Source organism: Nocardia sp. NPDC060220 (genome assembly GCF_042727815.1).
Classification (GTDB): domain Bacteria; phylum Actinomycetota; class Actinomycetes; order Mycobacteriales; family Mycobacteriaceae; genus Nocardia.
In genome coordinates this window covers 1-10,529 of the sequence record NZ_JBHWZY010000153.1, presented here as the reverse complement: position 1 = coordinate 10,529, position 10,529 = coordinate 1, and the positions used below count along the sequence as shown (strand labels likewise).

Annotated in this window: 10 protein-coding genes and 1 pseudogene; 6 read left to right on the top strand and 5 right to left on the bottom strand. The window is 68.8% G+C overall.

Translation table 11 applies throughout. From position 1 onward, the window contains the following. The 4 genes and pseudogenes from fbiC to ACFWF3_RS10670 all read left to right on the top strand — a co-directional run. Nucleotides 1–586 (top strand): annotated as a pseudogene (gene fbiC, locus ACFWF3_RS10685) (7,8-didemethyl-8-hydroxy-5-deazariboflavin synthase); the annotation flags it as partial. Nucleotides 587–694: 108 nt separating this feature from the next. Continuing rightward, complete coding sequence (fdxA, locus tag ACFWF3_RS10680; protein ID WP_056813450.1) at nucleotides 695–1,018, top strand: ferredoxin; 324 nt, start codon at nucleotides 695–697, stop codon at nucleotides 1,016–1,018. 35 nt (nucleotides 1,019–1,053) lie between these two features. Continuing rightward, nucleotides 1,054–2,139 carry a succinyldiaminopimelate transaminase gene (gene dapC / locus ACFWF3_RS10675; RefSeq protein WP_379313439.1) on the top strand — a complete coding sequence of 362 codons (1,086 nt, stop codon included), beginning with the start codon at nucleotides 1,054–1,056 and terminating at the stop codon, nucleotides 2,137–2,139. Between the two features lie 124 nt (nucleotides 2,140–2,263). Next, on the top strand, nucleotides 2,264–3,856 hold the full coding sequence (locus tag ACFWF3_RS10670; RefSeq protein WP_379313437.1) for a serine/threonine-protein kinase: 1,593 nt from the start codon (nucleotides 2,264–2,266) through the stop codon (nucleotides 3,854–3,856). A 32-nt stretch (nucleotides 3,857–3,888) separates the two neighbouring features. Here the strand turns inward: ACFWF3_RS10670 and ACFWF3_RS10665 are convergent, their stop codons facing one another. Next, the gene (locus ACFWF3_RS10665) at nucleotides 3,889–4,599 is read right to left on the bottom strand and encodes a hypothetical protein (RefSeq protein ID WP_378993342.1); all 711 of its coding nucleotides are present in this window, start codon (nucleotides 4,597–4,599) and stop codon (nucleotides 3,889–3,891) included. Nucleotides 4,600–4,691: 92 nt separating this feature from the next. Continuing rightward, nucleotides 4,692–5,543, bottom strand: a complete 852-nt coding sequence (locus ACFWF3_RS10660; RefSeq protein WP_379313436.1) for an oxygenase MpaB family protein — start codon at nucleotides 5,541–5,543, stop codon at nucleotides 4,692–4,694. Between the two features lie 122 nt (nucleotides 5,544–5,665). On the opposite strand from ACFWF3_RS10660, the gene ACFWF3_RS10655 reads away from it, so the two are divergent. Further along, nucleotides 5,666–7,093 carry an acyl-CoA synthetase gene (locus ACFWF3_RS10655; protein WP_379313434.1) on the top strand — a complete coding sequence of 476 codons (1,428 nt, stop codon included), beginning with the start codon at nucleotides 5,666–5,668 and terminating at the stop codon, nucleotides 7,091–7,093. Between the two features lie 19 nt (nucleotides 7,094–7,112). Here ACFWF3_RS10655 and ACFWF3_RS10650 read toward each other — a convergent pair whose 3' ends face one another. Further along, nucleotides 7,113–7,784 (bottom strand): molybdopterin-dependent oxidoreductase, encoded by a 672-nt coding sequence (locus tag ACFWF3_RS10650; RefSeq protein ID WP_379313433.1) that lies wholly within the window; start codon nucleotides 7,782–7,784, stop codon nucleotides 7,113–7,115. Between the two features lie 154 nt (nucleotides 7,785–7,938). On the opposite strand from ACFWF3_RS10650, the gene ACFWF3_RS10645 reads away from it, so the two are divergent. Beyond that, nucleotides 7,939–8,328 carry a PPOX class F420-dependent oxidoreductase gene (locus ACFWF3_RS10645; RefSeq protein ID WP_378993348.1) on the top strand — a complete coding sequence of 130 codons (390 nt, stop codon included), beginning with the start codon at nucleotides 7,939–7,941 and terminating at the stop codon, nucleotides 8,326–8,328. Here ACFWF3_RS10645 and sigJ read toward each other — a convergent pair. Next, complete coding sequence (gene sigJ, locus ACFWF3_RS10640) at nucleotides 8,303–9,181, bottom strand: RNA polymerase sigma factor SigJ (protein WP_379313431.1); 879 nt, start codon at nucleotides 9,179–9,181, stop codon at nucleotides 8,303–8,305. The genes ACFWF3_RS10645 and sigJ overlap by 26 nt on opposite strands. Next, on the bottom strand, nucleotides 9,178–10,257 hold the full coding sequence (locus ACFWF3_RS10635; RefSeq protein WP_379313430.1) for an NAD(P)/FAD-dependent oxidoreductase: 1,080 nt from the start codon (nucleotides 10,255–10,257) through the stop codon (nucleotides 9,178–9,180). The genes sigJ and ACFWF3_RS10635 overlap by 4 nt, the downstream gene beginning before the upstream one ends. Nucleotides 10,258–10,529: the final 272 nt, after the last annotated feature.

Here is a 10,529-nt window from a genome sequence, read left to right as displayed (position 1 = left end):
CGACGACGAGGTCCGCTGGGTGCTCACCAAGGGCAAACTCCCCACCTCGGCCTGGATCGAGGTCATCACCACCGCGCACAAGCTGGGCATCCCGTCGAGTTCGACGATGATGTACGGACATGTGGACAACCCGAAGCACTGGGTGGGCCACCTGCGGGTGCTGCGCGGCATCCAGGACGAGACGGGCGGCTTCACCGAGTTCGTCCCGCTCCCGTTCGTCCACCAGAGCGCACCGCTCTACCTCGCAGGCGCGGCCCGGCCCGGCCCCACCAACCGCGACAACCGCGCGGTCCACGCGCTGGCCCGGATCATGCTGCACGGCCGCATCCACAACATCCAGACCAGCTGGGTGAAACTGGGTACCCTCGGTACCCAGGCCATGCTCACCGGTGGCGCCAACGATCTGGGTGGCACGCTGATGGAGGAGACCATCTCCCGGATGGCCGGTTCCCAGCACGGTTCGGCGAAAACCGTCGCCGAGCTCACCGAGATCGCGGCGGGCATCGACCGTCCGGTCCGCGAACGCACCACCACCTACGGAGTGGTCGAGGCCAAACCGGCACCGTTGCCATTGGCTATCGGATGATTGTCAGTGTGAGTTAGGGCAGGCTGACCTGGGAGTAATGTGGGCGGTCGGGATAGTGTTTCGTGGGCGGAGTAACCCCGCAGGTGAGGACAGACTAGGAGAACGGCAGTGCCGTACATCATCGCTGAACCGTGCGTTGACGTGAAGGACAAGGCGTGCATCGAGGAATGCCCCGTGGATTGCATCTACGAGGGTGGTCGCATGCTCTACATCCAACCCGACGAGTGCGTGGACTGTGGTGCGTGTGAGCCGGTCTGCCCCGTGGAGGCGATCTTCTACGAGGACGACACTCCGGATCAGTGGAGCGGTTACATCAACGCCAACGTCGACTTCTTCAACGAGCTGGGATCCCCCGGTGGCGCGACCAAGGTCGGTGTGGTCGATTTCGACCCCGCCTTCATCAAGGCGCTGCCCCCGATGGCCGAAGAGTGAGCGCAGGGGTGCCCACCCAGAGCCGGAAGGGCCGGGTGAGCGGCCTGCTGCCCGATTTTCCCTGGGACACCATCGCGGCGGTCAAGCAGAAGGCGGCCACCCACCCCGGTGGCCTCGTCGATCTGTCCGTGGGTACACCGGTGGACCCGGTCGATCCGCTGATCCGCGCGGCCCTGGGCTCGGTGGCGGCCGTTCCCGGCTATCCGACCACGCACGGCACCCCTGAGCTGCGCTCCGCCGCTGTCGCCGCGTTGGCGCGCCGGTTCGGCGTCACCGGCGTCGACCCGGCGGCGGTGCTGCCGGTGCTCGGCACGAAAGAGCTCATCGCCGGGCTGCCGCGACTGCTCGGTATCGGCGCCGACGATCTGGTGGTGATCCCCGAGATCGCCTATCCGACCTATGAGGTCGGCGCGCTGCTGGCGGGCGCGAAGCCTTGGCGCGCAGACGGTCTCACTCAGGTCGGCCCGCAGAATCCGGCGCTGATCTTCGTGAACTCGCCCTCGAACCCCACCGGCAAGGTGCTGCCCGTCGAGCACCTGCGCAAGGTGGTGGCGTTCGCGCGCGAGCGCGGCGCGATCGTCGCGTCCGACGAGTGCTACCTGGGCCTGACCTGGGAGGGCGAGGCCGTCTCGATTCTCGACCCGCGCGTCTGCGATGGTGACCACACCGGTCTGCTGGCCATCCATTCCCTGTCGAAGACCTCGAATCTGGCCAGCTACCGTGCCGGTTTCCTCGCCGGCGACCCGGAACTGGTGGCCGAACTGCTCGAGGTGCGCAAGCACTCCGGCATGATCATGCCGTTCCCGATCCAGGCCGCGATGACCGCCGCGCTCAGCGACGACGTCCACGAGGCCGAGCAGCGTGAGCGTTACCGCGCCCGTCGCGAGATCCTGCGAAAAGCTTTGGCGCAGGCGGGTTTCCGCATCGACTTCTCCGAAGCCGGTCTGTACCTGTGGGTTACCCGCGGCGAGCCCTGCCGCGTCACCCTGGACTGGCTCGCCGAACGCGGAATCCTCGCCGCTCCCGGCGATTTCTACGGCCCCCGTTCGCCCGAGCACGTGCGTATCGCCCTCACCGCCACCGACGAACGCATCGCCGAAGCGGCCGCACGCCTGTCCTGAACACCGTCTCCGCACGAACCGCTGGGTAGATCACGCCCAGCGGTTCGCGCTGTCCCCGGCGGCCGATATCGTGTGGAGCACAGGGGCGGTAGCTGTCCTGCACAAGATCGAGAGGCACAGCGGAATGCGCGGGGTGGAGTTCAGTGCGGGCACGGTCTTCGCGGGGTACCGGATCGACCGGCTGCTGGGCCGGGGCGGAATGGGCACCGTGTACCTCGCGGCGCATCCGCGCCTGCCTCGGCAGGTGGCGCTGAAACTGCTCGATCGCGAACTGTATTCCGACGACGAGGTCCGTGGGCGGTTCGAGCGGGAGGCGGACGTGTCCGCCCATCTCGATCATCCCGGCATCGTCTCGGTGCTCGACCGTGGCGTCGAAGACGGCCTGATGTGGATCTCCATGCAGTACGTCGACGGCCGCGACGCCTCGGTGTTCCGCGGCGAGCCGCTTGATCCGGCGCGGGCGATCGGGATCATCGCGCAGACCGCCGAGGCACTGGACTACGCCCATGATCGCGGTGTGCTGCACCGAGATGTGAAGCCCGCCAACATCTTGCTGGCCCCCAGCCGCTCCGGCGACCGCGTCCTGCTCACCGATTTCGGTATCGCGCGGCTGCGCGGCGACGCCCGCCAGCTCACCCGCACCGGAGCCTTTCTCGCCACTCTCGCCTACGCGTCGCCCGAACAACTCTCGGGCGCCCCGGTCGACCACCGCTGCGACCAGTACTCGCTCGGCTGCACTCTGTTCACCCTGCTCACCGGCCAAAGCCCCTTTCCCGCAGACAATCCCGGGGCGGTGGTCGCCGCCCACCTCACCAAGCCGGTGCCGCGCGCGTCCGCGATGATCGACGACCTGCCACCCGGAATCGACGCGGTCATCGCGCGGGTCATGGCGAAGGAACCTGCCGAAAGATTCGACAGCTGTGTGGAATTCGCGCAGGCGGCGACGGCGGCGCTGGTCCGCACCGATCTCGTGTCGCCGGGTGTCGGCAGTTTCGGGCCGTCGCAAGCGCCTCGCCCTTCCGGTCGGGAAGTGTGGTCTGCGGATCCTGCGGCGAATTCGCTGAACCCGACTCTGGTGAGTTCACCGTCTGCCTCCGTGCCGCGGCAGGCCGTGCATCGCGGTGGGGCGCCGGTCGACCGTGCGCGGCCACAGCGGGCGGTTTCCTCGCGGTGGCGGGTTCTCGCGGTGAGTCTGCTCGTGCTGGCGATGGTCGCCGGGGTCGGGGTGATCGGCGTCGGTGCGATCTATTGGAAGTTCGTGCGCCCGAATCGAGTTCCGCCGCCGCCCACCTGGGGTGCGCACGCGTCGGTGGCCTCGGGATTCACCGACTTGATCCCGTCGGGACCCGCCGGGCGCGGCTGGCGGGAGGCGAACTGTTCGGCGACTCCGTCGCTGGTCGTGCTGCCGGGCGACCCGGCGCCGCTTCAGCAGATCACCTGCACGGACGCCGACGGTCTCATCGCGTGGTACACCGAGTACCCCTCCGCCGCCGCCGCCGATGCCTACCTGCTGCGGCACACCACCGAGGACCTCACGCGCGAACTGCACCACACCAGCCTCGCCGCTTACCGGCCACGCGACCCCGCCGCACCGTTCACGCTCGCGGCTAGGGAGCGCGGCAACGTCTTCAGCGCGAACTCGGTGGTGGAGGTGTCATGGCCGGGCCACACCTTCGAGGAGACCCGCGACGACTGGTGGCAGCAAGCCCCGTTCTGATGCGGGCGGTGCTGTCGCACCATGAACTGCTGTCAGTACGCCCCGGCCAGGCGAAGGATCAGCGCGGGCAGGGCGTCGAGCACATCGGCGGACTGGTCGGCCGGGGTGCCGTAGGTGTGCGCGGCGACCGAGAAGCTGGGCCCGAAGGATGCGGAGGCCACCTCGGGGGCGCCCACATCCGACCATCCCCACTTGCTGCCGTGTACGCCGGGCAGCTGGGCGGTGCCCCAGTTCTGGGGAGTGCCGTCGGCGGCGGTGTTGCTCGCGCCCGCCATCCACTCGAAGATCGGCGAACCCGGGTCGGTGCGCTGCTTGGCGGCCAGGAAGTCGGTGATGTCGGCGGTGCTGGTGCTCGACCGGCCCCAGTCGGCGGTGCCGTGCGTCCCGCGCAATCCGTATTCGCCCGCGGTCGCTTCGATCGCTTGCGGATATTTGCCGGCGAGTTGGGTGGCGGCGCCGTCGTCGGAGTCACGGATCATCCGTTCCGACAGCGCGCGGTCCTGCGGCGAACCGTCGCCGTGGCGCAGCGCGTAATCGGCGATGTAGAGCTTCGACATCGACAGCGCCGCCCGCGATTCGTGCTCGTTGGCGGTGCCCCAGGCGAATCCGCCCGGCATCCGCAGCGACATGGCGGTTCGCGGCGGCACCGTCGCCGGGTCCTCGTCGGCGTGGGCGGCGGGCGCGGCCGCCATGAGGCCGACGGCGACCGCCGCCGCACACCATGTCACTGTCCGAATGCTCACGAACGTCCTCCGATTCCGCGCGACGCGTTGCGATCGTGGGGAATGAAACCCGAACGCCGCAGGTCGGCGTGGGAGGCGCGCGGCAATGCCGATCAGATCAGCGGCGTGCCGCGCCGGTTGCGGCGGCGCATGTCGACGAGGGCGACGTTGAAGGGGAAGTTGCGCAGGGGACGTGGCAGGCGGCCCGTCACCGTGCCGGTGGTGCGCATCAGGCGGTTGAGTTTGCGCTCGTCGGCGGGGCTCCACGACAGGCCGAGTTCGTCTCGGAGGTGTTGGGGGAGTAGGCCGGTGGTGAACCAGCGGTGGAAGCGGGCGAAGGGCAGGCGCAGGGGCGGGCTCACCATTTTCAGGTCGAGCAGGTCGTCGAAGTAGGCCTTGATCCTGGTGTCGATGCTGGTGAGCTTCAGATGCTCGGACCAGTAGGCATCGAACGCGGCGCGATCGGCGGGCCACATCTCGCGGGGCACCTGGAGGGTGGTGCCGAGGTAGTGGGCGTAGTCGTAGAAGGTGTCGGCGACGGCGTCGTCGACGGGGCCGTAGAGGCGACGCATCACGTCGACCGAGCCCCAGTACAGGCACGCGGCCACCCACAGCTGCAAGTTCTTGTCGAAGGCGTTGTACTTCACGGGGCTGTCGGCGGTGGAGTGGACGTGGCGGTGCGCGCCGTTGATGGCGGTGCGGAAGGCCTCGCGGTCCGCGTCGGTGCCCATCAGCGCCACCGACAGGTAGGTGAGCGTGGTTCGGGTGCGCTTCACCGGGTGCTTCATGATGCTGCCGCTGTGCACCGTCGATTCGGCGACGCCGTAGCCGACGGGGGCCAGGCTGAGCTGCATGATCACATTGGCGGTCGCGCCGTAGAAGGCCGCGGAACCGTTGACGTAGTCGCGGATGTCGAAGGGCGCCGGTTCGGACCGCTGCGAACGCGAGCGCGACAGGATGGTCATCGTTGACCCCGTTTTCGTCGAAGAGAGCGTGAGAGACTTATGCATTTAATGTCTCACCACGGTGTCGGAGTGTCAACGACGGCGGCGGCACCCACCGAATCGCGTCACGTTAGCGTTGACGGATGCCCTATGGTCCGCCGCTGCTGCTCGCCTCGCTGAATCCGGCCGCCGTCGCCGCCGGGGATGACATTCCCGACGCCGTCACCATCGATGATGCCACCGTCTCGCGCAGCGATCTGCTGGGTTCGGCAACATCGGTGGCGGAACGCATCGCTCGCGCCGACCGGGTCGCGGTGCTGGCCGAACCCACTCTGCGAACCGTGATCGCCGTGGTCGGCTGCCTGATCGCGGGGGTGACCGTGGTTCCGGTGCCGCCGGACTCGGGCGCCGCCGAACGCGAGCACATCCTGCGCGATTCGGGTGCGCAGGCCTGGCTCGGCCCGGCGCCGGAGGGCACGGACCTGCCGGTGGTACCGGTGCGGCTGCACGCACGGTCCTGGCACACCTATCCCGAACCGGATCCGGCCGCGATCGCCTTCATCCTCTACACCTCGGGAACCACCGGGGCGCCCAAGGGTGTGATGCTCAGCCGCGGCGCGATCGCCGCCGGGCTCGACGCGCTGGCCGAGGCGTGGGCGTGGACGTGGAAAGACACACTGGTGCACGGGCTTCCGCTGTTCCACGTGCACGGGCTGATCCTCGGGCTGCTCGGGCCGCTGCGGGTCGGCAGTCCGGTGATCCACACCGGTAAGCCGACGCCGGAGGCCTACGCGGCCGCGGGCGGCAGTCTGTATTTCGGGGTGCCGACGGTGTGGTCACGCGTGGTCGAGCGGCCCGAACTGGCCAAGGAGCTGAGTAGGGCGCGGCTGCTCGTCTCGGGCAGCGCGCCGCTGCCGGTGCCGGTGTTCGAGAAGCTGACCGAGCTCACCGGGCAGGCGCCGGTGGAGCGGTACGGAATGAGCGAAACCATGATCACGCTGTCCACCCGGGCCGACGGCGAGCGCAGGCCCGGCTGGGTCGGCACGCCGGTGCGCGGGGTGCAGACCAGGCTGCGCGACGAAGCGGGCGAGCCCGTTCCGCACGACGGCGCGAGCATCGGCGGCCTGCAGGTGCGCGGACCGATGCTGTTCGGCGGGTATCTGAACCGGCCGGAGGCCACCGCGCGGGACTGGACCGAGGACGGGTGGTTCCGCACCGGCGATGTGGCCGTCATCGATGGCGACGGGTTCCATCGCATCGTCGGGCGCGAGTCGATCGACCTCATCAAATCCGGTGGTTACCGCATCGGCGCGGGGGAGATCGAGACCGCGCTGCTCGGGCATCCGGCGGTCGTCGAGGTCGCCGTGGTCGGGCTGCCCGACGACGACCTCGGGCAGCGGATCGTGGCCTTCGTCGTCGCGCGCGACGGGAGTTCCGACGCACTCGGTGTCGAGCTCACCGCCTATGTGGGCGAACAGCTTTCGGCCCACAAGCGGCCACGGGAGGTTCGCTTCGTCGACGCGCTCCCGCGCAACGCGATGGGCAAGGTGCAGAAGAAGCTGCTCGACTGAGGCTGTCCGGCACCGGGATTCACGCAGTTCGTTCGGTACTTCCGCGAGCGCTCATCCGGCGGATCGGCCCGATCAACGCGTGATAGATCGGCCGGACCACCCTGCCCGGTAGGTATCGATGGCGCTCTTCCGCCCAGACGCGCGCCCTGCGGTGCCCCGCGAGCGGTGACCACTTGTCCGGGTCGACGGGCTGCGCGGTGTGGAATTCGATGCGGCACAGGTGTTTCGTGTTGACGAACCCGTATTGGCCAGGACTCACCAGCCGGATCGGCGCGCCGTGGTCGCTGGTGAGTGGCTGTCCGTCGAGTCGGTCGGCGATGAGCACGTCATCGGCCATGGCGTCGGCGAGTAGCGCGACCGATCGATACCCGTCGAGTCCTTCGAAGACGACATGGCTGATCGAGCTACCCGGCGCGAGCAGCGGTTCGACGCGCGTGCGATAGAGCGTGGCGAACGGGACGCCCGCCCAGCGCAGGTCGGTGGCGGACCAGCCGGCCACGCAGTGGAAGTCGGCCCGCACCTGCACGCGCGGTAGCTCGGCGAGGTCCGCCAGGGTGAGCGTGAGCGGTTCCGTCAGCGGCCCGCCGATCTCGATCACCGGGTTCGCGGGAATCGGCGGCGGTGGGTGATGGAGATGTGTGCCGAAACGGGGGAAACCGTCGATCGCGCGTTGACCAGGGGGAAGTGTCATGTCGAACCTCCAGTTATACGGTGCCGTATATTTGACAGCCTAGCGCGCGGACCCTGTGAGGTCGAGGGGGGAGGCCCGCTCGCGGCTGTGCGCTCGCCCCCTCGCCCCCGGCGCCCCTTGACCTCGACCGCACTCGAGGTTTTAGCGTCGGTGCATGAGCACAACGCTGACATCGGAACACCTCGCTTACCTGTCGACCCAGCAGCTCGGGCGTCTGGCGACGGTCCGCCGCGACGGCACCCCGCAGAACAATCCGGTCGGCTTCCGCTACAACGCCGAACTCGGCACCATCGACATCGCGGGCTGGAACCTGGCCGCCTCCAAGAAGTTCCGCAATCTCGCCGACAACGCACAGGTGGCCTTCGTCGTCGACGACATCGCCTCGGTGCGCCCGTGGCGGGTGCGCTGCCTCGAGATCCGCGGCACCGCCGAGGCGCTGACCGGGGTCGAGTCCTACCTCGGTGATCAGTCCGACGCGCTCATCCGGATCCACCCCGACCGGGTGATCGCCTTCGGCCTCAGTCCGGAACCCGCACAGCACTGAGCTTTTCGGGGTTGCGCATGGAGTAGATCGCGGTGACCCGGCCGTTGGTGACCTCGATGGAAGTCACCTGGTCGAGCACGCCGTCGACGGTCGCCAGGATCGTGGGCATCGCGTTGTAGATGCCGAGGTGCGCGCCCAGGACACCGAGCCGCTGCCCCTTGGCGAGCAAGCCGATGACCAGCCTGGCCACCTTGTCCTGACCGTGTACCGGCCTGCGCACCGCGTTCACCACACCACCGCCGTCGCCGAGGAACACCACCTCGGGGGCGAGTACGTCCATCAGCGCTTGCACATTGCCGGTGGCGGCCGCGATCGAGAACTTCTCGACCACCGACTGGGCCTGCGCGGGAGTGGCGACGGCGGTGTGGCGTGCGGCGTGCACCCGGTTGCGGGCGCGCTGATTCAGCTGTCGCACAGCGGCTTCGGATTTGTCCACCGCCGTCGCGATCTCCGGATAGTCGAACGCGAACACCTCGCGCAGCACGAACACCGCCCGCTGCACCGGCGTGAGCGTTTCCAGCACGAGCAGCATCGCGGTGGTCACAGCCTCGCCGGTCAGCACGTGCTCGACCCCGCCGTCCGCCTCGGTGGCCAGGGGTTCGGGCAGCCACGGCCCGATGTACTCCTCGCGTCTGCGGGCGGTGGAGCGCAGCACACCCAGCGCCTGCCGGGTGACGATCTGTGCGAGGTAGGCGCGCGGATTGTCGACCAGGGTGCGGTCGACCTCGCACCAGCGCAGGTAGCTGTCGTGCAGGACGTCCTCGGTGTCGACCACCGAGCCCAGGATCTCGTAGGCGATCGAGAACAGCAGCCGCCGGTTCTCGGTGAAGGTATCGACGTGTGCCCGGATCACCGTTTCGGGCCGTTGATCCACACGCTGTTGCCGGTGCGGGAGGCGTAGGCGGCATAGCGGCTGATGCGTTCCTTGGTGAACGCCGCGACGGGTCCGCTGACGTAGAGCCGCTGGGCGGTGTCTCGGCGGTCGGTCGTCTGCAGCACTCCGTCGCGCCTGCCCAGGCTCATGCCCTGCCCGCCGTAGCCCATCGAAAATGGCTGCGGTTCCCGTCCTTTGATCATCCTGGCCAGCGTATCGGCCGCGTGTGCGCCCTGGGGAGCCGCGGTGGCGCAGGCCATGCGCATACCGGGGACGGCGGCGCAGTCGCCGACGACGAAGACGCGCGGGTCGGTGACACTGCGCAAGGAAGCGTCGACCAGGGCTCGGCCGTCGACGTCCACCGCGAGTCCGCTGCGGGCGGCCAGTTCGGGCACCGCGGAGATGATCGCCCAGAGGGTGAGGTCGGAACGCAGTTCGGTGCCCGAGTCGAGTCGCAGGGTCGTCCCGTCGATCTCGGCGATCTGGTCGGCCACGATCTCCACGTCCAACCGGGCCAGTGTGGTGCGGATGTGCCGCTGCGCACCGGCCGACAGCGCGGCGGCGACGGTCCCGCTCACCAATCGGACGCGCAGGTCGGGCCGGGCTTCGGCGACCTCGGCCGTGGTCTCGATCCCGGTCAGCCCACCCCCGATCACCGTGACGACCCCGCCGGACGGCAGCGCCTCGAGCGCGATTCGTGCCTGCTCGGCACCTTCCCATGTGCCGACCGGGATCGTGCCGGGTAGCGGGTTCGCGATGCTGCCCGCCGCGAGGACGGCGTGATCGAAGTCCAGGCTCCGGCTGTCGTCGAGGGTGACGACACCGTCGCCGATCTTGTCCACGCTCGCGGTTTCGATCGCGATCGGGTCCCTGAGCATCTCGGTGAGCGGCCGGGCCGCGGTCCCGCTGCCCGCGAGCTGTTCGTGCAATCGCACCCGCTCGATGAAGACGCCGCGCGGATTGATCACGGTGATGCGGGCATCGGGGGCCTTGCGCTGCAGCCGGTTCGCCGCGACAGTACCCGCGTATCCTGCGCCGATAACCACGATGTTCATCTGTGCCTCCTGCCATGGGAACTGTGTGCTCAACCATGGGATGCGGCGAGGCCCTCGTTTGTGACAGTGATCCGCATCACGGCGAAAAGGCCCCGTACTCCGCAGAAGTACGAGGCCTTTCGCTATCGCGAGGTCAGATCAGGGCTGACCGGTCGCGAACGCGATCACGGCATCCAGGAATTCCTGGCCACCCATCACGTAGCCGCCGATGACCATGCCCGCCGGGATGGTGAACAGCCACAGGAACGGGAAGAACGCGCCGATGACGCCGC